Raw genomic sequence first — 22,277 nt, 5'->3', positions numbered from 1 at the left:
GACCGACTCAAGGTAATGCGAAATGCTATCAGATGTTAGTGGGAATGGTTATCGTTTATTTCATACAGGAAGTTGCAAGTCTGGCCATAGGCCTCCATGCGATGGAGCTTTTCCATCGCTGGCATTACAGGAGTCGCAGACAACGACCAGATCCCCCCCATCGCACTGCAATGCCTTGAAACAGGTTGACGACAGCCACCTGCAGGCGACTCTCGTGTAAGCTCGTACCCTGTTGGTTTTCCCATCGAGAGGCCTATGCAGTCCACTTTCAGACGCTCGACCCTGGCAGCGCTTCACGGTTTTGCCTTGCCGAGCGATGCAATCTCCATCGTTCCTTCTGCCGCCGACTACCGGCGCTGTCTGCTGGAGAAGATCGCTTCGGCCACTCGCCGCATCTATATAATCGCTCTGTACCTGCAGCAGGATGAGGCCGGCCAGGAAATTCTTGACGCCTTGTATGCTGCCAAGAAAGCCCGTCCAGAGCTGGATGTAGTAGTGCTGGTCGACTGGTTCCGCGCGCAGCGTGGCCTGATCGGTGCCGGACGCCAGCCGGGCAACTCGACCTGGTATCAGGCGCAGAACCTGGAATACGACGAAGAGGTGCCGATCTACGGCGTGCCGGTGCAGACCCGTGAGTTGTTCGGTGTATTGCACCTCAAAGGCAGCGTTATCGACGACTGCGTGATCTATTCCGGCGCAAGCATCAACAACGTTTACCTGCACAAGCTCGACAAGTACCGCCTTGACCGCTACCACCTGATAGAAAGCGCGCCGCTAGCCGACTCCTTCCAGCAACTGGTGCAGCAGGAAATCCTGCCGTCCCCTGCCGTGCATCGTCTGGACCTGCAGTCACCGCCGACCTCTCGCAGCTTGCGCAGTGAAATTCGCGCCTTTCGCGGTGATCTGAAGCGTGCTGCCTACGATACATCCGCGGGCGACAAGGAAAACGGCCAGCTGCGAGTGATCCCGCTGCTGGGCGTCGGCCCGCGCAACAGGCTCAATCGGGTGATCTGCGACCTCATTGCCTCGAGCAAGATCCAGTTGACCATCTGCACGCCGTATTTCAACCTGCCGGTGGCAGTGACTCGCGAGATCAACCGGGCACTCAAGCGTGGCGTGCATGTCGACATCATCATTGGCGACAAGACCGCCAATGACTTCTTCATCGACCCCGACGAGCCATTCAAGGTGATATCGGCCCTGCCCTATCTGTATGAGATCAGCCTTCGGCGCTTCGCCCAGAAACACCAGAAGGCAATCGCCCAGCATCGTCTGAACGTGCACTTGTGGAAGCATGGGGACAACACGTTCCACCTCAAGGGCATCTGGGTCGATCAGCGCTACACCTTGCTGACCGGCAACAATCTGAACCCGCGCGCCTTCAATCTGGACCTGGAAAACGGTCTGTTGATCGATGATCCGCAGGCGCAGTGGAGCGATCCGCGGGAAGCCGAAATTGCCCATCTGATGCGCAATACGCAACGAGTCAATCAATACGACGAACTCGATACGCTGGCCAATTACCCCGAGGGCGTACGCAAATTCTTGCGCAGGGTGAGTCGCGTCAGGGTCGAGCGCTTGTTGTACCGGATTCTCTAGTTTTGCTCGTCAATCGCCCTCAAGGCCGCTTGGCACCCAGTTGTTTCCACATCTTCTGGGTGATCTTGCGGCGGTTGCTGTAACCCGCCCACGGATCGTCCTTGAGCTGATTCAGACGCGCTTCAAGATTGTTGATGTCCCACTGCGCAGACGACGTCAGCCCGGCCAGCTCATCCAGCGCAATCGGCACCGAAACCGGCAAGCCTGGCCGGGCGCGTACCGAATAGGCGGTGACCGTGCTGCCGCCGCGAGTGTTGCGCAGGTAATCGATGAAGATTTTCCCGACCCGGTTCTTCGGCCCCATCGTGGCAGTAAAGCGCTCGGGCAACTGGCGGCTGACAAACTCGGCGATAGCTTTTGAGAACGCTTTGACAGTGCCCCAGTCAGCCTGGCGTGCCAATGGCACGATGATGTGCATGCCTTTGCCACCGCTGGTCTTGAGGAAGGCCTCGAGCCCGAGCTCTTCCAGCACCGCCAGAACCATCTGCGTGGCTTCGATCATGCTGCGCCAAGGCAACGCAGGGTCAGGGTCAGGGTCAAGGTCCAGCACGAAATGATCGGGGGTCTCGATCCTGTCGCGTGTCGCGGCCCACGTGTGCAGCTCGATGGTGCCCATTTGCACTGCACCGACCAGCGCCTCGGGCGAATCGATTTCCATCAGGGCAGCGTGGCCGGGGTCGAGGGTGCGATCCAGTTGCCGGATGTGCGGGATGGCCAGGTGTTCGGCGTGTTTTTGAAAAAACTGCTCGCCGTCGATGCCTTCCGGACAACGCAACAGGGCCACCGGACGCTTGTTCAGGTGCGGCAGAATCCACTCGGCAATGGACTGGTAAAACTGCGCAAGCTCAACCTTCTTCGTGCCGGTCTTGCTGTCGATAACACGATCCGGATGGCTGATACCCGTGCCCGCCACGTCCACCCTGCCCTTGGCAGTTTTTTTTCCGGTGCGTGGCGCAGTGGATGCAGCCTTGGTGTGATCGGCGACCTTCGCCGGCTGCGCCTCTTCGCGCACCACGTCGCTGGCTGGCTTGTCACTGCGCAAACCGATAAAAGCGGCCTGACGCAATATACCCTCACGCGTCCACTGAGCGAATTCAACTTCACAGACCTGCTGCGGCTCCACCCATTGCACCCCGCGCGCCTGCGCCGAGCTCAGCTTGCTGCCCAGTGGCGAACCTTCGCGCTGCAGCGGTTGCAGCTTTTTTTGCAACTGCTTCAGGGTTTGCTCAGTGAAACCGGTGCCTACACGCCCGGCGTATACCAGACCCTGTTTATCGTCGTTGACTGCCAGCAGCAAAGCGCCGAACGCCGAGCGACTGCCCTGGGGCGCGGTATAGCCAACGATCACGAACTCCTGACGCAAGCGGCACTTGAGCTTGATCCAGTCGGCATTGCGCTTGCCGACATACGCACTGCCGGCACGCTTGCCAATCACGCCCTCAAGCCCCATCGCGGCGGCGCTGGCCACAATGTCCTGATGCCCGGCCTGAAAGTCATCCGAGTAACGCAACAAGCGGCTGCGCTGGCTATCGAGCACTTGTTTCAGCGCATCACGACGCTGCTCCAGCGGCAACTCGCGCAAGTCTTCGCCACTCAGAAACGGCATGTCGAAAAGGTAATACAGGATCTTTTTACTGTGCCCTTCGTCGAAGGCATTCTGCAGGCCTTGAAAGTCAGGCAGCCCTTGCTCGTCCAGAACCACAGCCTCACCATCGAACCAGCTGTCCTGCAACTTTAAGGCACCGAGCGCCTTGACCAGTTCTGGCAGACGCTCGGTCCAGTCGTTGCCGTTACGGGTGAACAAACACACTTCACCCTTCTGGATTCGCGTCAACATGCGGTAGCCGTCGAACTTGATCTCGTACAGCCATTCACCTGCAGGCGGGGCGTCCACCAATGTCGCAAGCTGAGGAGAAAGCGCGTCCGGGAAAACCGTTTTCGATTTGACTGGTTTCTTCTTCATTGCGGCCTTCGGTGCAGCAGCCTTGGCTTTACCTTTCGCAGGGTCAGGCGTTGAACGACCTGCTCCGACATGCGCGCGGTTGCTCCTGTGTAATGTCGTACTCGTCAGCAGGGCGGGCGATCGCGTCCTTTTCCTTGATCAGCAGCCATTGCTCCTTGCTGCCGCTGCCCTTGAGGCGAGTGCGCACCAAGGCCCATTCGCCAGTGAGCTTTTCACCGACCAGCGTGAATTTGAGTTTGCCTTCCGAATAGGTCTTTTGCGGATCGCCATGAGGCTGCCAGATGCCCCTGTCCCAGACGATGACGTCACCTCCGCCATATTGACCTTTTGGAATGCTGCCCTCGAAACCTGCGTAATCCAGCGGGTGATCTTCGACATGCACAGCCAGACGTTTTTGCTTCGGATCCAGACTCGGACCTTTAGGCACTGCCCAGCTTTTGAGCGTGCCATCCAGCTCCAGTCGAAAGTCATAGTGCAGGTTGCGCGCGTCATGTTTTTGAACCACGAAACTCAGCGCGCCGGGCTTCGTCTTGCCTTTGCGCTGGCTCTCGGCGGGTTCAGAGGTAACGTCAAAATTGCGCTTGCGCGTGTACTCACTGGCTGGCTTGGCCATGGCCGGTGTTCTCCCTATGGATCAAGAGGCTTTTGACTCAAGAGGCTTTGCTGGTCTTTTTGCGCGCAGCGGGCCGCTTGGGTCTGGGTTCATCCTTGGCAGCAGGCTTGTCAGCGGCTTTCGTCGAAGGCTTGCCTGTTCTGGCCTTGCCTGCCCCGCCCTTGCCCGCCAGGCTGCGACGCAGCAGGTCGGTAAGGTCGATCACGTCAGCACTCTTGCGCTCTTCTTCGGCCGGATCAGTCTCGACATCCTCGATCTTGCCTTCACTGGCCTTGGTCTCAACCAGTTTCATGATCTTGTCCTGGAACGTGTCACGGTACTTTTCAGGTTCCCAGTCGGCACTCATGTCCTTGACCAGTCGCTTGGCCATGTCGCGTTCACTCTTGTTCAACTGCGCGTCAGTCACCGCCTCGCCCAGTTCCAGTGCGTCAAGCTCACGCACATCGGCGGGCCAGCGCAGGATAACCATGACCAGTGCCGACTCCAGCGGCACCACCGCTGCCAGGTGCTCGCGGGTGTGCAGCACGACGTTGGCCAGCGCGACTTTTTTGGTATCGATCAGAGTTTCGCGTAACAGCGCGTAAACCTTCTCGCCGCGCTTGTCAGGGGTCAGAAAATAGGGCGTGTCGATGTTTTGTAACGGAATCTGCTGGCTGTCGACAAAAGCGAAGATATCGATGGTCTGGGTCGACTTGGGGTGCGAGGAACGGATTTCCTGCTCGCTGAGCACCACGTAACGGTCCTTCTCGTACAGCACGCCCTTGACGATATTTTCCTTGGTGACTTCCTTGCCGGTGACCTTGTTGATCCGTTTGTAGCCGACCGGCTCCATGCTGCGCTTGTCGAGCCAGTCAAAGTCAACGCTGTTTGACGTGGTCGCGGAAACCAGTGCCACGGGGATGTGTACCAGCCCGAAGCTGATCGCGCCTTTCCAGATTGCCCTTGCCATGGTCTGACTCCTGATGATCGTCAACAGGTGACCGGGCAGGCCGAGTAAAAGTTTCGACAGCCTGACGAGCGCTTTTGCAACCGCATATGAAGACCTTTTGCCCCACACACGCAGAGCAGAACAATACACATATTCTTTTAGGATCTAAAAATATGGTTTAACGTTCTTTTACGGAATAAAACAGACGTTCTATAAATGGCTCACCTCGTACGCTGTTGGCGGGTTGTCTATGACGCAACAGCGGGTCCCGTCAGCGCTGATCGCTGATCACTCCCAAGGATTTGTCATGAACGTTTTCTGGTTTCTTCCGACTCACGGCGACGGCCATTATCTGGGCACGACGAGGGGCGCACGTCCGGTCACGCTCAACTACCTCAAGCAGGTGGCACAGGCCGCCGACGATCTGGGCTATTACGGGGTATTGATCCCTACCGGCCGCTCCTGCGAGGACTCGTGGGTGATCGCTTCTGCACTGGTGCCATTGACTGAGCGTTTGAAGTACCTGGTGGCGATCCGCCCCGGCATCATCTCCCCTACCGTTTCGGCACGCATGGCTGCCACGCTGGATCGGCTCTCCGGCGGCCGCCTGTTGATCAACGTGGTGACTGGTGGCGATCCCGACGAAAATCGTGGCGATGGCAGCTTTCTCGACCACAGCGAGCGCTATGAAGTCACTGATGAGTTTCTGCAAATCTGGCGTCGCGTGCTGCAAGGCGAAGCTGTCGACTTTGAAGGCAAGCATTTGCGCGTGCAAAACGCCAAAGCGCTTTATCCGCCCATTCAGAAGCCCTACCCACCGCTGTATTTCGGAGGCTCTTCTAACGCGGCACACGATCTGGCTGCCGATCAGGTGGACGTCTACCTGACCTGGGGCGAGCCTCCCGCAGCCGTTGCCCAAAAGCTGGCCGATATACGTGAGCGTGCAGCGCGCAAGGGTCGTATCGTGAAGTTCGGCATTCGCCTGCATGTCATCGTGCGCGAAACCAGCGAAGAAGCCTGGAAAGCCGCCAGTACCCTGATAGAACACATCAGCGATGACACCATCGCCGCTGCGCAGAAATCTTTCTCGCGCTTCGATTCAGAAGGCCAGCGGCGCATGGCCGCCCTGCACGACGGGCGTCGCGACAATCTGGAAATCGCCCCCAACCTGTGGGCAGGCGTCGGCCTGGTTCGCGGTGGCGCAGGCACAGCGCTGGTCGGCAACCCGCAGGAAGTGGCTGAACGCATCAAGGAATACGCAGACCTGGGCATCGAAAGCTTCATTTTTTCGGGCTATCCGCATCTGGAAGAAGCCTACCGCTTTGCCGAACTGGTCTTTCCGCTGCTGCCTGAACCTTACGCCAGCCTGGCCGGGCGCGGCATCACCAATCTGACAGGGCCGTTCGGCGAAATGATCGCCAACGATCTGCCCCCGCAGGCCAAGTGATGTCAGGGCAACTGCTGACCCTACCCCACTCGCCTGCACTGGCGACATCGATCAGAGCCACCGCGCAGGTTTTCGAAGACCCCAGGTCCAAAGCCTTGCTGGCACACGTGCGTCAGGTTGCGCCCAGTGACGCGAGCGTGCTGATCATCGGAGAAACCGGTACCGGCAAGGAATTGGTTGCAAGGCATGTGCATGAGTTGAGCGCCCGCCGCGACAAGCCGTTTGTGGCAGTCAACTGCGGTGCGTTCTCCGAGAACCTGATCGAGGCCGAGTTGTTCGGCCATGAGAAAGGCGCTTTCACCGGAGCGATCAGCGCCAAGGCTGGCTGGTTCGAAGAGGCCAACGGCGGCACGCTGTTTCTCGATGAAATCGGCGACCTGCCCATGACCTTGCAGGTCAAACTGCTGCGCGTGCTTCAGGAGCGTGAAGTGGTCCGACTGGGCTCGCGCAAGAGTATTGCGATCGATGTGCGGGTTCTGGCAGCCACCAATGTGCAGTTGGAAAAGGCCATCAACGCCGGGCATTTCCGCGAAGACCTTTATTACCGACTGGACGTGGTCAACCTGGAATTGAGCCCGCTGCGCGACCGTCCCGGCGACATCCTGCCGCTGGTCCGGCATTTCATCGACGTCTACAGCCAGCGACTGCGGCACGCCCCGGTGCGGGTCAGCGCCGAAGCCGAGCACAAGCTCAAGACCTACAGTTGGCCAGGCAATATCCGTGAACTGGAGAACGTCATTCACCACACGCTGCTGGTCTGCCGTGATGGCGTCATCCAGCGTGATGACCTGCGCATGTCCAACCTGCGGATCGAGCGGTCTGACGAACAGAACCCATCGGACGAGTCCGCCGAGCAGTTGCTCAACCGCGCATTTCAAAAGCTGTTCGAGGAACAGGCCGGGGCACTGCACGAGAAGGTCGAGGACACATTGCTGAGAGCGGCTTACCGCTTCTGCCATCACAATCAGGTTCACACTGCCAGCCTGCTGGGCCTGACACGCAACGTCACTCGCACCCGGCTGATCAGAATCGGCGAACTGGCGGTCAACAAACGCAGACCGGGCGAGAACGTACAGGGTGACAGGATGTTGCATTTGTCGGTGTGAAACGGCGTCTGGCGCTCGTGTTCGCTGCGTGTCCGGCCTTGTGGCCTCAGCGTTTCAGCGAGGCCAGACGCAGCGCCAGCGCCTTGGCCTGAATAGCCACGTCGGTCACTGCGGTGCTTTCCCACCACATGCCGCGCAACGGCGGCCCCATGGCGAACAGGCATGGGGAACGTTGGCCTTGTGCGTCGAGCACCGCGCCATCGACGTCGGCGGCGATACCCAACGCCAATGGTCCGGGCTGGATAAGCCCGCGTGCCAGCAACTGGCGGGGCAACGGGCGGTCAACACGGCGCCAGTCGTACTGAATGCCAGTGGAGTTGATCAAGGCATCACCCACGATATGGGTAGTCTCACTGTCGCCACGCCGACGTACGCTGATCTGCACCTCATCTGAAACCAGGCGTTCAACACCTTGCAACGAAGCTGCAGCGATACTCAGCCGCCCCTGCTTGACCAGTCGCGCCAGCAAGGCTGCACCCAGCGGTGGTGAACGATGGTGGTGGCTTTCCCACCACGGTCGCACATGGCGCACAAACTGACGTCGCTGCCTGTCGGTGGCTTGACTCCACAGCCTGCCGACGTTGGCGCGCACGGTGTCCAGCGGGGCCTGCCAGTCAATAGCGCTTTCGATGGCCAGTTCACATTGCTCGCGTACCTTGCGCAACAGTTGCAACGGGCTGCGAATGCCTGGGTTTTGCGCCAGAAAGTCAGCCCACTCCGGGGGTTGACGACGCACGTGCGGCAACAAGCCGTGACGGGAAAATACCTGAATCGGCCCGCGATGCCCGGACTTCTCCAGAGAAACCACCGCATCGACCATCGTTAGCCCGGAGCCGATGATCAAGACCCTGGCATGAGGCTCGAGCTGACGCATGACGCTCACATCCCAAGGGTCCAGCGCTGCAGCATTCAGCCCGTCCGACTCGCGCTGCGGTGTACGTGATGCGGCGTACATGCCGGTCGCCAGCACAGCCTGGTTGCCAAGCAGCTCACGACCGTCGGCCAGCGTAACGCGCGCGCCTTGCTCATTGATCTGGATGTCCACCGCCTCCCCCTGTACGTGCTCGACCGTCGAGCCAACGGCTTTGCCAGCGGCACAAGCTTCGCGCAAGCGCTGCTGTGCATAGAGCCCGAACACACCGCGCGGCGGGAACAGTTCGGCAACCGGTACTTTTTGCTCTGCCGCTTCAGGCCAGCCGCCTTCGGCCAGATAACCCGCCAGCCACTGGGTCAGGTCATCCGGGTTGTCAGGGTCGACACTCATGCGTGCCGCGTTGCCATTGAGCGTATGCCCTTGCTCTATAGCGCTGTAAGCCTCGCCCCTGCCCAGCTCGCTGCGGGTTTCGATGATCCGGATGCGCCGCCGGCCCGGCCTGCGCACTAACTGCGCGGCCAGCAGGGTGCCGCTCAAACCGCCACCAATGATAAGAATGTCAGCGCTCCGGTCAGGGTTGTCAGTCATCGAACAGCGCCTCGGCAGGTTGCAGAAAGGGGGTAATAAAAAATCTCAGAGCACCACGTTACGCACAAAGCGCAGGGTCATGCCTGCTTCATTGCAGTAACGATGCGGCTGATTGCTGGGAAACATGAAGAACTCGCCCGGGCCGATTTGCTGTTCGGCAACAGGCTCGGAAAAACGCAGCGTCAAATGCCCTTCCACGACATAGACCTGCTCGCTCCAGCCATCGGGATCGGCTTCAGAAGCGTAGGCGTCGCCGGGTTCCAGGCAGAATTCCCATAGTTCGACCTCGCGACGTGCCACCGCCTTGGCCAGCAGCACCGCCTTGCTGCCGACAATCGCACCCGCCCAGGCGAGTTCGTTGATACGGCTGTGATCGCGGTTTTCAGGGGCCTGAATCAGGTCGCTGAACGCCACTTCCAGCGCCTCGGCCACTCGGTCCAGGGTCGCCAGGCTGACATTTTTCTCGCCCGCCTCGATCGCCACCAGCATGCGGCGGCTGACCCCCGACTTGTCGGCAAGAGCCGTCTGACTGAGGTCTGCAGCGTTACGCAAACGCCGTACATTCTGGCTCACGTGCTGCAGCACGGGCGGGCGCCCGGAATTTTCTTTGTGCATGGTAGTGCTCACATCAAACCGTTGCGCATTATACTGCCCACTTCGAGGACGCTCCTGGCGTACTCATCTTTACGTCGCATTCATCGTCGCCACAGCGCAATTCACAGGAGCCCGGAGCTGACATGAAGTCTATCAGCCGCATACCCCGTATCAGCAAGGCAGAGGCCGTTCTGATCCTGATCACCATGCTCTGGGGAGGCACGTTTCTGCTGGTGCAGCATGCCATGACGGTCAGCGGGCCGATGTTTTTCGTCGGGCTTCGCTTTGCCGCTGCGGCGCTCATCGTAGCGCTGTTTTCAATCAAGGTGCTGCGCGGACTGACCTTTCTTGAGCTCAGGGCCGGTGTTTTCATCGGCACCGCGATCATGCTCGGTTATGGCCTGCAAACTGTAGGACTGCAGACCATCCCCAGCAGCCAGTCCGCATTCATCACGGCACTGTACGTGCCGTGCGTGCCGCTGTTGCAATGGCTGGTGCTGGGGCAACGGCCTGGGCTGATGCCAACTTTGGGCATCATCCTCGCCTTCCTTGGCCTGATGCTGGTGTCAGGACCGCAAGGTGCTTCCCTGAATCTGAGCACAGGCGAGATTGTGACGCTGATCAGCACCGTGGCCATCGCCGCCGAAATCATCATGATCAGCGCCTATGCTGGCAAAGTCGACGTGCGCAGGGTCACCGTCGTGCAACTGGCAACGGCGTCTATCCTGGCGTTTCTGATGATCGTGCCCACCCAGGAACCTCTGCCGGAGTTCTCATGGTTACTGACAGCCAGCGCGGTCGGGCTGGGCGCAATGAGCGCGGCCATCCAGATCGCCATGAACTGGGCACAGAAGAGCGTCTCGCCCACGCGCGCAACGGTCATCTATGCAGGTGAACCGGTGTGGGCCGGGATTGTCGGAAGACTGGCTGGTGAGCGCCTGCCAGGCATTGCCCTGCTGGGGGCGGCACTGATCGTGATCGGGGTGATCGTCAGCGAAATGAAACGTCGCCCCGTCTCCGATGAGCAGGCAGGCCTCGATGAAAAAGGCGTACGGGCCGCCGAATGACTGGTACGTGATGCTTGCTGCCACGCACACTGGTTTCAGCAGCCCGGTGAAGACGTGAAATCAGCAGACACTTTTTGTAGGAAATTTCGGAAACCCTTTCTTTGGTATCGGGATGTCTGGCACGTATGATGCTTGACATTCCCCTGCAGATTAGAAGCCTATGTCCCTGATAGTTCTCCTGCTTCTGCCTTTTATCGGCAGCTGTCTGGCGGCCTTTTTGCCGCATAACGCGCGTAATGCAGAATCTCTTCTGGCCGGCGCAGTTGCCTTGATCGGCGCTGTTCAGATGGCTTTGTGGTTCCCGCAGATTGCCGACGGCGGCGTTATACGCGAGGAGTATTTTTGGCTGCCAAGTCTGGGAATGAACTTTGTTTTACGCATCGACGGCTTCGCCTGGCTGTTCTCGATGCTGGTGCTGGGCATCGGTGCGCTGGTCTCGCTTTACGCACGCTATTACATGTCGCCCGACGACCCGGTACCGCGCTTCTTCGCATTTTTCCTGGCATTCATGGGCGCCATGCTCGGCCTGGTGATGTCCGGCAACCTGATTCAGATCGTATTTTTCTGGGAGCTGACCAGCCTGTTCTCGTTCCTGCTGATCGGCTACTGGCACCATCGTGCCGACGCTCGACGCGGCGCCTACATGGCACTGATGGTCACAGGCGCGGGCGGCCTTGCGCTGCTGGCAGGCATGATGATTCTCGGGCATGTGGCGGGCAGCTATGACCTGGACCGCGTATTGGCCTCCGGTGAGGCGATCCGCGCCCACGCCCTTTACCCTGTGTTGCTGACCCTGATCCTGATTGGCGCGCTGACTAAAAGCGCTCAGTTCCCGTTCCATTTCTGGCTGCCGCACGCCATGGCCGCGCCGACGCCGGTTTCGGCCTATCTGCACTCGGCGACCATGGTCAAGGCAGGGGTCTTTCTCATGGCGCGGATGTGGCCCGCGCTGTCCGGCACCGAGCAGTGGTTCTGGATTGTCAGCGGTGCGGGTGCCTGCACACTGATACTGGGCGCCTACGCCGCGATTTTTCAGAACGACCTTAAAGGCTTGCTGGCCTACTCGACCATCAGCCACCTCGGCCTGATCACCCTGCTGTTGGGCCTGAATAGCCCGCTGGCGGCAGTCGCCGCGGTATTTCACATTCTCAATCACGCCACCTTCAAGGCCTCGTTGTTCATGGCCGCCGGCATCATCGATCATGAAAGCGGAACCCGGGATATCCGGCGTCTCAGCGGGCTGGTGAAGCTGCTGCCCTATACCGCGACCCTGGCGATGGTCGCCAGCGCGTCGATGGCTGGCGTGCCATTGCTCAACGGGTTCCTGTCCAAGGAAATGTTCTTCGCCGAAACCGTATTCATCTCGGCCACCGCCTGGGTAGAAATCGCGCTCCCCGTGATCGCGACCATCGCCGGGATATTCAGTGTCGCCTATTCGTTGCGTTTCACCGTCGACGTGTTTTTCGGACCAGCAGCCAAGGATCTGCCGCACTTGCCGCATGAACCGCCGCGCTGGATGCGCGCGCCCGTCGAGTTGTTGGTGCTGACGTGCCTGGTGGTGGGTATTTTTCCCGCGCAGTCGGTTGCCCCATTGCTGGCAGCGGCTGCGCGTCCGGTGGTCGGCGGGACGTTGCCCGAGTACAGCCTGGCGATATGGCATGGCTGGAACCTGCCGATGGTGATGAGTCTGGTCGCGATGGCTGGCGGTATCATTCTGTATCTATTGCTGCGCAAGCCACTAAAACAGGAGCGCATCACTGCCCCGCCGCTGGTGGGACGACTCAACGGCAAGCGTTTCTTCGAGCGCAGCCAGGTGGTGATGATGCACTGGGCAAGGCGCTTCGAGCGCAAAGTCAGCACTCGCCGCTTGCAGCCTCAGCTGTTTCTACTGGTGCTGGCCGCAGTACTGGGCGGCTTCATTCCGATGTACTTCAGTGGCCTGACCTGGGGCGACCGACCGAAAATTCCGGGCTCCGGGGTGTTTGTCACTTTATGGCTGATCGCAATTGCCTGCGCGATAGGCGCTGCATGGCAGGGTAAATATCACCGCCTTGCGGCATTGGTCATGGTCAGCGTCTGCGGGCTGATGACCTGCATCACCTTCGTCTGGTTCTCGGCCCCTGACCTGGCGCTGACCCAACTGGCGGTAGAAGTGGTGACCACCGTGCTGATTCTGCTCGGCCTGCGCTGGCTGCCGCGCCGCAATGAAGATGTCGCACCCCTCAGCGCCCGTCTGCGTGCTCGCACAAGGCGGTTCCGCGACTTCGGGCTCGCGGTTCTGGTCGGTCTGGGGATGGCGACGCTTTCCTATGCCATGCTGACCCGTCAGACGCCCAACGCCATCTCGTCCTTTTACCTGAGCCGCGCGCTGCCCCAGGGCGGCGGTAGCAACGTCGTCAACGTCATGCTGGTGGACTTCCGTGGCTTCGACACGTTCGGCGAAATAACCGTGCTGGGGGCGGTCGCGCTGACCGTATTCGCTCTGCTGCGACGCTTCCGTCCACCGAAGGAAAGCATTCTGCTGCCAGCACAACAGCGCCTGCTCGCTCGCGACGTGGTGACTGATCTGGTCAACCCGCGTGGTGCCAGTGACACCGCGCTTGGCTTCATGATGGTTCCGGCAGCCTTGGTAAGGTTGCTGTTGCCGATTGCTTTCATCATTTCGATGTACCTGTTCATTCGCGGTCATAACCAGCCGGGCGGCGGTTTTGTGGCAGGTCTGGTGATGTCGGTGGCATTCATTCTGCAATACATGGTCGCCGGTACTCAGTGGGTCGAGGCGCAGATGAGCCTGCGACCGTTACGCTGGATGGGCACCGGTCTGCTCTGTGCCGTATTGACCGGGGCCGGTTCGATGTTGCTGGGCTATCCCTTCATGACCACCCATACCGCGCATGTCGATTTACCGATTCTGGGTGACATCCACATCGCCAGCGCGCTGTTCTTCGACGTCGGCGTGTATGCCGTGGTGGTCGGGTCGACGCTGCTGATTCTCACCGCGCTGGCCCACCAGTCGGTGCGCAGCCATCGTCCGACTCAACTGCCCAAGCCTGTTGCCAACCCGCAAGGAGTCCTCTGATGGAAGAAGTCATTGCAACCGCCATCGGCGTGCTGGCCGCCTCGGGTGTCTGGCTGATTCTGCGCCCGCGGACCTTTCAGGTGGTCATGGGGCTGTGTCTGCTGTCCTACGGCGTCAATCTGTTCATCTTCAGCATGGGCAGCCTGTTCATTGGCAGAGAGCCGATCATCAAGGACGGCATTCCGCAGGACCTGCTCAATTACACTGACCCGCTGCCGCAAGCGCTGGTATTGACGGCCATCGTGATCAGTTTCGCCATGACGGCTTTGTTTCTGGTGGTATTGCTGGCCTCCAGGGGCCTGACCGGCACCGACCATGTAGATGGCCGGGAGCCCAAGGCATGAGCTGGATCAATCAACTGATCATCGCGCCGATTCTGCTGCCGCTGCTGACGGCCGGATTGATGCTCTGGCTGGGCGAAAAGCATCGGCCGCTCAAGGGACGCATCAATCTGTTTTCCAGCATGCTCGGGCTGGGCATCTCGGTGGTGCTGTTTTTCTGGGTGCAACAGACCGGCAGCAGCGGTTCCATCGGCGTCTACCTGCCGGGCAACTGGGGCGTTCCCTTCGGCATAGTGCTGGTAGTCGATCACCTGTCGGCCTTGATGCTGGTACTGACCGGCATCGTCGGCGTCTGCGCCCTGCTGTTCGCGCTGGCACGCTGGCACGCTGGGACCGGGCCGGTGCCAGCTTTCATGCACTGTTCCAGATTCAGCTAATGGGCCTGTACGGCGCATTCCTGACGGCCGACCTGTTCAATCTGTTCGTGTTTTTCGAGGTGCTGCTCGCAGCCTCCTATGGCCTGATGCTGCACGGCTCCGGTCGGGCGAGAGTGTCCACCGGCCTGCACTACATTTCGATCAACCTGCTGGCCTCGTCGCTATTCCTGATCGGTGCCGCGCTGATCTACGGGGTAACCGGTACGCTCAACTTCGCCGACCTTGCGATCAAGATTCCGCAGGTATCGGAAGCCGATCTGGGACTGCTGCACGCAGGCGCCGCCATTCTGGCCACGGCCTTTCTCGCCAAGGCGGGCATGTGGCCACTGAACTTCTGGCTGGTCCCGGCCTACTCTGCCGCCAGCGCGCCGGTAGCGGCGATGTTTGCGATCATGACAAAAGTAGGCATCTACACCCTGCTGCGACTATGGACGCTGCTGTTTTCAGGCCAGGCGGGCGCATCTGCATTCTTTGGTGGCGAGTGGCTGATATACGGCGGCATGGCGACGATTTTCACCGCAGCCATCGCGATCATTGCAGCCCAGCGCCTGGAGCGGCTCGCCAGCCTGAGCATTCTGGTATCGGCAGGCATACTTTTGTCGGCCATCGGTTTTGCGCAGCCAAGCCTGACATCGGGCGCACTGTTCTATCTGGTCAGCTCGACCCTGGCGCTGAGCGCGATGTTTTTGCTGGGCGAACTGATCGAACGTTCTCGTTCGGCCAACGAGATCCCGCTGGAAGATGACCTGGATCAACTGCCACGCACTCTCGAATCACTGCATCCACCGCCCGGCACCAACCTGGATGACGAGCAGAAAGCCGTGGTAGGTCAGGTGATCCCCATGACAATGGCGTTCCTGGGCCTGAGCTTCATCGCTTGCGCCCTGCTGATCATCGGCATGCCGCCCTTGTCAGGGTTCATCGGCAAGCTCACCCTGCTGAGTGCCCTCATGAATCCGCTGGGGCTGGATGTCGCGCAGGATGAAGCGCTGTCGACCAAATCCTGGATGCTCATCGGCCTGCTGATCTTTTCCGGACTGGCGTCACTGATTGCATTTTCCCGACTGGGCACCCAGCGTTTCTGGACGCCTCACGAGCGCCCTTCGCCACTGCTGAGACGCAATGAATGCCTGCCGATCATCATTCTGCTGGGCTTGTGCATCGCGCTGACCTTCAAGGCTGAGCCATTGCTGCGCTATACCCAGGATACCGCTGCTGCGCTGCATGAGCCCAAACAGTACGTGCAATCGGTACTCGCCACACGGCCGATACCCGGCCCGACCAGCCGGGAAGTGAGTTCGGAGGCGCAACCATGAAGCGTCTGCTTCCAGCCCCGATTCTCTCGCTGGCACTCTGGGTACTGTGGCTGGTGCTGAACCTGTCGATCAGCCCTGGCCATATCTTGCTGGGCGCAGTACTGGGTTTCCTTGCACCGATCCTAATGGCGCCATTGCGGCCCTTGCCGGTGCGCATCCGCAAACCAGGCACCATCCTGAAGTTTCTATGGCGGGTAGGAAGGGACGTGGTCATTTCCAACTTTCAGGTCGGCCTCAGCGTGTGGCGACTCGAAGGCCGCCCGCCACGTTCGGCATTTGTACTCATCCCGCTGGAACTGCACGACGCCCACGGCCTCGCCGCGCTGGCGATGGTTACAACGGTCGTGCCCGGCACGGTCTGGTCAGAGCTGGCGCTGGATCGCAGCGTACTGCTGATGCACGTCTTCGATCTGGAGGACGAAGCGCAGTTCATCGAGCACTTCAAGACCACCTATGAGCGACCGTTGATGGAGATTTTCCAATGAGTGCATTGCTCGACAACGCGATTCTGATCAGCCTGCTGATCTTTGCCCTGGCAATGGTGATCACCCTCCTGCGCCTGATCAAGGGGCCGTCAGCTCAGGATCGGGTACTGGCGCTGGACTACCTGTACATCATCGCCATGCTGATGATGCTGGTACTGGGTATCCGTTATGCCAGTGACACGTATTTCGAAGCGGCAATGCTGATTGCACTGTTCGGCTTCGTCGGCTCGTTTGCACTGGCAAAATTCCTGCTGCGCGGAGAGGTGATCGAATGACCGGACTGCCGAACACTGTGCCCTTCTGGGCTGAAATACTCACCGCCGGGCTGCTGATCGCCAGCAGCCTGTTTGCCTTGACCGGGGCGCTCGGGCTGCTGCGCCTGAAAGACTTTTTCCAGCGTATGCATCCACCGGCCCTGGCTTCGACACTGGGCGCCTGGTGCGTGGCGCTGGCCTCTATCATTTACTTCTCTGCGCTGAAATCAGAGCCAGTGATTCACGCATGGCTGATTCCGGTGCTGCTGGCGATCACCGTGCCCGTAACCACCCTGCTGCTGGCGCGCACGGCATTGTTTCGCAAGCGCATGGCCGGTGACGATGTTCCTGCGGAGGTCAGCAGCGGCCTCGCCGACGGAGAGTCGAGCGGAGGCTGACCCAAATGCCAGGCCAGTGTTACTCGCTGGCCTTGAAACTCAGTTCGCCCTTGCGCCATTTGGCGGCCTTGCCGACGGCGCCCTTCAGAAGCTTGCTCATGCCGGTCTGCAACTGCTCTTTCGCAGCAAAGACCATGAACACGGCCTGACCTTCCTTGAAGACGATGCCGTGGCCTTCAGGGACGTCGACGAACGCATATTCGCCCAGTCCATACACGGTCATCTTGATGTCGCGAAATTTCAATTCAAGCTTGCCGCCTTCACGGCTGGGCAGAACAGACGCCCGGAAGTGATCGCCGACCTTGAGTTCAAGACGCGGCTTGTCGTCGACCACCAATGCGCTTTCGGTGTCGATTTCAGCGATATAAATGCCTTCGGCTGATTGTTCGGTGATGTAGACAAAACGGGATTGAAACTGCTTGACCAACTGTGCGCGGAGGTCGCCGAGCACGAATAAAGCATGGGTATCCAGATTACTTACAGCCAAAGTACAAACCCTCAAACATGAAAACGAGACTGCCCGATATCAGAGCAGTCAAGAAAGTGATTAACCCATAGACCGCGCGGAGCGACCGGAAAGCTTCCGGCACGCTGCACGCAAGAGCGCTGGGCAGCGCTGCCGCAAATCGTGTGCAGGCGGGTGGCGGATTCTACCGGTACAGGGCGGCCACGGGATATATACCTTTTGTACACTGCAGTGTCACAGAGGCGTCGCTGCCGGTAAACCGGCAGCCAGAACACGAATCAGACGCCGGACGGGCTTCGGCCCTGACGATCAGTGCGCATCGAGCGATGCTTGAAACATATCACTTGTCGTCATGGTACAAAAGGCCATCTTTTCTACCGGTCCAAATGCATCGAACTCTTGTGTCCCTCGGTCACTCCCATAAAGAACTGATGAAAACGAGGATATCCCTCGTTGAGGAGATGACATGGAACAGACTACAACGACCATCAACGACCTGTTTGCTCAGCTGGCGCTGGATTCGGACGATGAGAGCATCGAAACGTTCATCATCAGCCACCAGCTGCCTGACGACGTGAAGCTGATCGATGCGGATTTCTGGACACCGCGCCAGGCTGACTTTCTCAAAGAACAGCTGCATGAGGACGCCGAATGGGCAATCGTGGTGGACGAACTCAATGTGCGGTTGCACAAAAAGCCCGAGTAAGCCACTCGGGCGTCGGGCATTACTGCGGATAACCGGGCTGACCAACGTTGGGATGCAGTATGCGACCACCCGGTTGCGGAGCGTGAACGAAGACAGCGTCGCCGAAGGTGCCCAGTCTGCCCACCACCGCGCTCCAGTGTGCTGACTGATGTATGTAGCGCCAGCGCAATATCTGTTCTTCCTGCGTGCTCAGCCTATAAGGGCCACCTCTTGCATAATCGATCAGCTTGAGGGCAATGCCTTCAAGCTCGGGAGGAATCTGGAATTCAGGGCCTGGCGGTATTGCATCGAACGGCACGCCTTCGTCACACGCCAGAATGTGCATGATCCTCAGCGACACGCGCGCCAGATGCCCGAACACCTGGCGGTTCATGCAGACGGCTGCGGTAATCGCCCTCATGCCTTTCATCGAATGCGCACGCGGACACCCTCCGCTTTCGCGTGCCTGGACCTGCAGTGATGCCTGAGTGTCAGACGGATCGATCCACCGCTCAGGGTCCAGGTTGTCCAACTCGAGTTGCGCCTCCAGCCAGCTCGCCGCTGTTTCAGGCGGACTGCAGCGGCTTACGGTGCTGATGCGAGGCCGGGTCAGCATCACGCTTTCTTCCATCTGCGGTGGGTAACCACCGCCAATGTCGGAATGCGCGCCAGGCAGAATAATCTCCCTGGGCCATGCCGGCTGCACACTGTTGAGCGCAAAATTGCGCCGGGACTCGTCACGCGCCACCAGATGCAACACCTGCTGGGCGCATCCGGGCGGCAGGTACAGGTTCACCCGCCGGTTACTCGCATCTCTGGTATTACCCAAGTCCTTGAAGCTGCCGATTGCTGCGACCGTGTCGAACAGGCCGATCACCTTGAGCCGCACGCTGTCGTTCTTCCACGCGAACCCCTCTCCAAGACGTACTTTGCGGCTTTCAAGTATCGGGGCGAGCATACCCGCGCCCTGCTTCAGGATTTCATTGGCAAAATGCCTGGCAGAAGCTGCGCCGCGACTGAAGCCGAACACATCCAGTTCGAGCGTTTCCAACACGCAATCCGGATTGTCCCGAGGGAGTTTCTTTAACGCCGATTCCAGTTTCCTGAATGCGTTTTCGACTTTGGATATAACGCCGGTCGTCCCTCGGCCAAAACTCTGTCCGGGCCATACCGAATCGCGCCCGCCAGAGGTCGTGCCAGCACCGCTGATATAGATCGGGCAGTACACCATCAGACCCGTGCCGTCATTGTCGGCCAGCGTTTGTTGTCGATATAAACCGACCAGCCTGGCTATATTGCTCAACTCGTTACTGTAACTACTGCCAGGATGAACATGACGCCCTGCACACTCTTTTATGTGCTGCCCATTATTGACTTCAATCAACGCCTGGCAATCAGCCCCGATCTGACTGTTGACGCGATTGTTTCCCGTGCCATCAAAGAAAACCCCTATGCGGGCGGTCAGCCGGCGGGAAACTGCGTAGGGCGTTGGCGTTGCGGGTTGAACATTCCATTCATGGTTCATAACTTTTCCGTCCGTAGAGGCAGCCCATCAAAAAGGCTGCATTTAAACCAGCTTTAAATAAAGTTGATTTAAACAGCTTGCTCAACGGCACCGAACAGTCAAGTCATACACGATCTTTTCAGAAACCCCCTACACGCCCAGTCGCTATAAACCAGCAAACGATCAATAAGTACCGACAGTTGGCGTTCAGTATCTTATAGTTGTACACGCTTTGATAAACATCTTGATCAACCGGCCGAAACGCGTCATATATACGTCCTTACAGTCATGAACGCCCTTGCGGTTTGTAGCCCAGACGCAGGCCACCCCAATGCCGCCCCTTGACCATGATTGGCACCGAAAGATCATGCATCAGTTCGCCGGTGTCTCGGGTGTAGGTCTGCAGCAATACGGGCTGCTGATGGCTGCCGCAACGAATGCCGGTTCGATCATCAAACTTGCGCTTGCTGCGATTGCGCGCGTTGTCCACCGCCCGGTCGCCAGTCAACGGCAGGCTGAAGGCGTTGTTGTGAGTCGGCACATAGCCCTGTTGCGTGCAGGCGATGGCAAACACCAGGCCTTCATGGCGGGGCAGCAAAGGTTCCTGCAGCCCCGGCAATGTCTGATCGGTGTAGCGATCAAACCGCGTCGTGAAGCGGGTGGGCGAGGTATCGGGAACCGGCTTGTAGGTGCGATCGAACAAGTCATCCAGACTGACCCGTCCCTGGTCGATATCAGCTTCGAACTTTTCGCCGATGAGCCGTGCACCTTCGCGCGCCAGATCGTAGACACGCTGGTGATAGTCATCCAGGCCGACCTGGGCCAGCCGCTGACTGATAGTCTCTGCCTGGCCTTCCATCTGCACCGCGGACTTCGCCAGTTGCCGAGTCTGCTCATCACTGACCGCCAGATCGCTGCGCATGTTTTCGACGGCGTCGAACAGGCTCGCCAATTGATCCTGATTGCTTCGGGCACCCTGAGCGATTTCGCTGACCTGACTCTCCACTTCGACGGCCAGACGTGCAATGTTGCCCAGATGCTGACCAGCCAGCTCGACCTGCCCGACCCCGGCATCCAGCCCGGACGACAATTCACGAATCTGCTCGACCACCTGCGCAGTACGCTGCTGGATATCGGCCACCATCTGACCGACTTCCCCCGTAGCGCTGGCCGTGCGCCCCGCAAGCCCGCGAACCTCATCAGCCACCACCGCAAAGCCGCGCCCGTACTCGCCAGCCCGAGCGGCTTCGATAGCGGCATTGAGCGCCAGCAGGTTGGTCTGGCTGGCAATCGACTGAATGACCAGCGTCACCCTCTGGATCTCTTCACTGCGCTGGCTGAGGGCCTCGATCAACTGGCGGCTGTTAATGGCACGGGTGCTCAACTGGTGCATGCGCTCGATGGACTCGTTCAGAACGCTGCTGCCCGACTCACTGCGCTGACGCGCCTCGCTGGCAGCCACCAGGGCTTGCTGGCTCAACTGCGCAGTCTGCTGTTCGGTCGCGATCATCTGATCGGCGCTGCTGACGATCTGCTCGGCAGCACTCAACTGCGACTGCACCTTGCCTGCCAGTTGGCCGACGGAAAACGCTACCTGAGCAGCCGACAGCGCGTTGTGACTGGTGGTGCGAGACAGGTCGCGAGCCAGAGACACAATATCGCTGGCCCCTGCTTCGGCTTGCAAAACCGGCCTCCGCCCGCGCATCAGGCGGGGCAGCCAGACCACCAGCAGCGTTATCGGAACCACAATATAGAGAGACAGACCAGTAGCGCTCATGGCGGTCAGTAGCAGACACATTGCAACGGTCTGCGCCGCCGGCACCCACACCCCCGACTGTGCATCAGGTGCGTCGGACAGCGGCAGTCCGGCTGCCATTGAAAGGTTCTCGGCCATACTTCGTCACCCCATCGCTATTTATCGTTATGGGATCCATTAAACGCTAGATAACGGCTAAGTGCCATGCGCTGTTGGTCGTAGCGAACAGCGTGAGGCTTTCGACAAATTCCGGGCACAACAAAACCGGGAGGCAATTTCTTGCCTCCCGGTGTTTTCACTCAGCTGCGGTTGCCTGCGTATCAGGCCTGGCGCTGGTGCTTGTCGATCTGCTCGTGGCGCTCTTGCGCCTCGATGCAGTACTTGGTGGTCGGGCTGATCAGCAGACGCTTGAGGCCAATAGGCTCGCCGCTGTCATCGCACCAGCCGAATGTGTCATCGGCAATGCGCGAGAGGGCCATTTCCAGCTGAGGCAGCATGCGCTGATCGCGGTCAATTACATTGACCAGCCAGTGGCGCTCTTCTTCGACAGAAGCAGCGTCAGCCGGATCCGCAGGCGTGTCCAGGCTCTCGATGGCAATACGGCTCTGCTCGATTCGCTCGTGGATCTCGACCTTCATGCCCTGCAACAGCTCGACGAAGAAAGCGTGCTGCTCGGCGTTCATGTAGTCATCGGCCGGCATGGCCAGCAACTTTTCCTTTGTCATTTATTTCTCTATAAAAAAACGTGCATTGAGGAGCAGCTCGACGTTGCCGTGCAAGCCAATAATCTCCAAGCGCCACCTGGCACTCAATTTACGAGGGGCGGCAGTCTAAGGC

At 59.4% G+C, this 22,277-nt stretch carries 17 protein-coding genes and 2 pseudogenes; 11 read left to right on the top strand and 8 right to left on the bottom strand.

The window, feature by feature from the left end; translation table 11 throughout:
• Nucleotides 1–255 precede the first annotated feature (255 nt).
• Nucleotides 256–1,599, top strand: coding sequence for a CDP-diacylglycerol--serine O-phosphatidyltransferase (pssA, locus tag ALO43_RS02135; RefSeq protein WP_024689737.1), 1,344 nt, complete (start codon nt 256–258; stop codon nt 1,597–1,599).
• A 19-nt stretch (nt 1,600–1,618) separates the two neighbouring features.
• Here pssA and ligD read toward each other — a convergent pair.
• Nucleotides 1,619–4,175: pseudogene (gene ligD, locus ALO43_RS02130) on the bottom strand (DNA ligase D).
• 37 nt (nt 4,176–4,212) lie between these two features.
• Complete coding sequence (gene ku / locus ALO43_RS02125; protein ID WP_024670998.1) at nt 4,213–5,124, bottom strand: non-homologous end joining protein Ku; 912 nt, start codon at nt 5,122–5,124, stop codon at nt 4,213–4,215.
• Between the two features lie 286 nt (nt 5,125–5,410).
• On the opposite strand from ku, the gene ssuD reads away from it, so the two are divergent.
• Nucleotides 5,411–6,550 (top strand): FMNH2-dependent alkanesulfonate monooxygenase, encoded by a 1,140-nt coding sequence (gene ssuD, locus ALO43_RS02120; RefSeq protein ID WP_054997036.1) that lies wholly within the window; start codon nt 5,411–5,413, stop codon nt 6,548–6,550.
• Nucleotides 6,550–7,656, top strand: a complete 1,107-nt coding sequence (locus ALO43_RS02115; protein ID WP_024671000.1) for a sigma-54 interaction domain-containing protein — start codon at nt 6,550–6,552, stop codon at nt 7,654–7,656. Before ssuD ends, ALO43_RS02115 begins: the two co-directional genes overlap by 1 nt.
• Before the next feature lie 46 nt (nt 7,657–7,702).
• Here ALO43_RS02115 and ALO43_RS02110 read toward each other — a convergent pair whose 3' ends face one another.
• On the bottom strand, nt 7,703–9,118 hold the full coding sequence (locus ALO43_RS02110; protein ID WP_054997035.1) for an FAD/NAD(P)-binding protein: 1,416 nt from the start codon (nt 9,116–9,118) through the stop codon (nt 7,703–7,705).
• 45 nt (nt 9,119–9,163) lie between these two features.
• Entirely contained in the window at nt 9,164–9,733 is a 570-nt protein-coding gene (locus ALO43_RS02105; protein ID WP_024671002.1) for a helix-turn-helix domain-containing protein, read from the bottom strand.
• A gap of 122 nt (nt 9,734–9,855) precedes the next feature.
• Between ALO43_RS02105 and ALO43_RS02100 the strand changes: the two genes are divergently transcribed.
• The 7 genes and pseudogenes from ALO43_RS02100 (at nt 9,856) to ALO43_RS02070 (ending at nt 17,029) form a co-directional block, all read left to right on the top strand.
• Nucleotides 9,856–10,779, top strand: a complete 924-nt coding sequence (locus ALO43_RS02100) for a DMT family transporter (protein ID WP_024671003.1) — start codon at nt 9,856–9,858, stop codon at nt 10,777–10,779.
• A gap of 160 nt (nt 10,780–10,939) precedes the next feature.
• Nucleotides 10,940–13,858 (top strand): monovalent cation/H+ antiporter subunit A, encoded by a 2,919-nt coding sequence (locus ALO43_RS02095; protein WP_054997034.1) that lies wholly within the window; start codon nt 10,940–10,942, stop codon nt 13,856–13,858.
• On the top strand, nt 13,858–14,202 hold the full coding sequence (locus ALO43_RS02090; protein WP_003380836.1) for a Na+/H+ antiporter subunit C: 345 nt from the start codon (nt 13,858–13,860) through the stop codon (nt 14,200–14,202). The genes ALO43_RS02095 and ALO43_RS02090 overlap by 1 nt, the downstream gene beginning before the upstream one ends.
• A pseudogene (locus tag ALO43_RS02085) lies at nt 14,199–15,892 on the top strand (monovalent cation/H+ antiporter subunit D). The gene ALO43_RS02090 and the pseudogene ALO43_RS02085 overlap by 4 nt, the downstream one beginning before the upstream one ends.
• Nucleotides 15,889–16,377: a Na+/H+ antiporter subunit E gene (locus ALO43_RS02080; RefSeq protein WP_024671005.1), complete on the top strand. Its 489-nt coding sequence runs from the start codon at nt 15,889–15,891 to the stop codon at nt 16,375–16,377. Before ALO43_RS02085 ends, ALO43_RS02080 begins: the two are co-directional and overlap by 4 nt.
• Nucleotides 16,374–16,652 (top strand): K+/H+ antiporter subunit F, encoded by a 279-nt coding sequence (locus tag ALO43_RS02075; RefSeq protein WP_005890532.1) that lies wholly within the window; start codon nt 16,374–16,376, stop codon nt 16,650–16,652. The genes ALO43_RS02080 and ALO43_RS02075 overlap by 4 nt, the downstream gene beginning before the upstream one ends.
• The gene (locus tag ALO43_RS02070; RefSeq protein WP_005890530.1) at nt 16,649–17,029 is read left to right on the top strand and encodes a Na+/H+ antiporter subunit G; all 381 of its coding nucleotides are present in this window, start codon (nt 16,649–16,651) and stop codon (nt 17,027–17,029) included. Before ALO43_RS02075 ends, ALO43_RS02070 begins: the two co-directional genes overlap by 4 nt.
• A 19-nt stretch (nt 17,030–17,048) precedes the next feature.
• On the opposite strand, the gene ALO43_RS02065 is transcribed toward ALO43_RS02070, so the two are convergent.
• Entirely contained in the window at nt 17,049–17,516 is a 468-nt protein-coding gene (locus tag ALO43_RS02065) for a hypothetical protein (protein ID WP_005890527.1), read from the bottom strand.
• A gap of 445 nt (nt 17,517–17,961) precedes the next feature.
• On the opposite strand from ALO43_RS02065, the gene ALO43_RS02060 reads away from it, so the two are divergent.
• Nucleotides 17,962–18,201 carry a DUF2789 domain-containing protein gene (locus tag ALO43_RS02060; RefSeq protein WP_005890525.1) on the top strand — a complete coding sequence of 80 codons (240 nt, stop codon included), beginning with the start codon at nt 17,962–17,964 and terminating at the stop codon, nt 18,199–18,201.
• A 19-nt stretch (nt 18,202–18,220) separates the two neighbouring features.
• On the opposite strand, the gene ALO43_RS02055 is transcribed toward ALO43_RS02060, so the two are convergent.
• The 3 genes from ALO43_RS02055 to ALO43_RS02045 form a co-directional block, all read right to left on the bottom strand.
• Nucleotides 18,221–19,705, bottom strand: coding sequence for a T6SS phospholipase effector Tle1-like catalytic domain-containing protein (locus tag ALO43_RS02055; RefSeq protein WP_024689743.1), 1,485 nt, complete (start codon nt 19,703–19,705; stop codon nt 18,221–18,223).
• Between the two features lie 265 nt (nt 19,706–19,970).
• Nucleotides 19,971–21,194: a methyl-accepting chemotaxis protein gene (locus tag ALO43_RS02050; protein ID WP_371906701.1), complete on the bottom strand. Its 1,224-nt coding sequence runs from the start codon at nt 21,192–21,194 to the stop codon at nt 19,971–19,973.
• 566 nt (nt 21,195–21,760) lie between these two features.
• Entirely contained in the window at nt 21,761–22,165 is a 405-nt protein-coding gene (locus ALO43_RS02045; RefSeq protein WP_002554078.1) for a TraR/DksA family transcriptional regulator, read from the bottom strand.
• Nucleotides 22,166–22,277: the final 112 nt, after the last annotated feature.

Source organism: Pseudomonas tremae (genome assembly GCF_001401155.1).
Lineage (GTDB): Bacteria > Pseudomonadota > Gammaproteobacteria > Pseudomonadales > Pseudomonadaceae > Aquipseudomonas > Aquipseudomonas tremae.
This window is presented reverse-complemented; position numbering and strand designations above follow the sequence as displayed.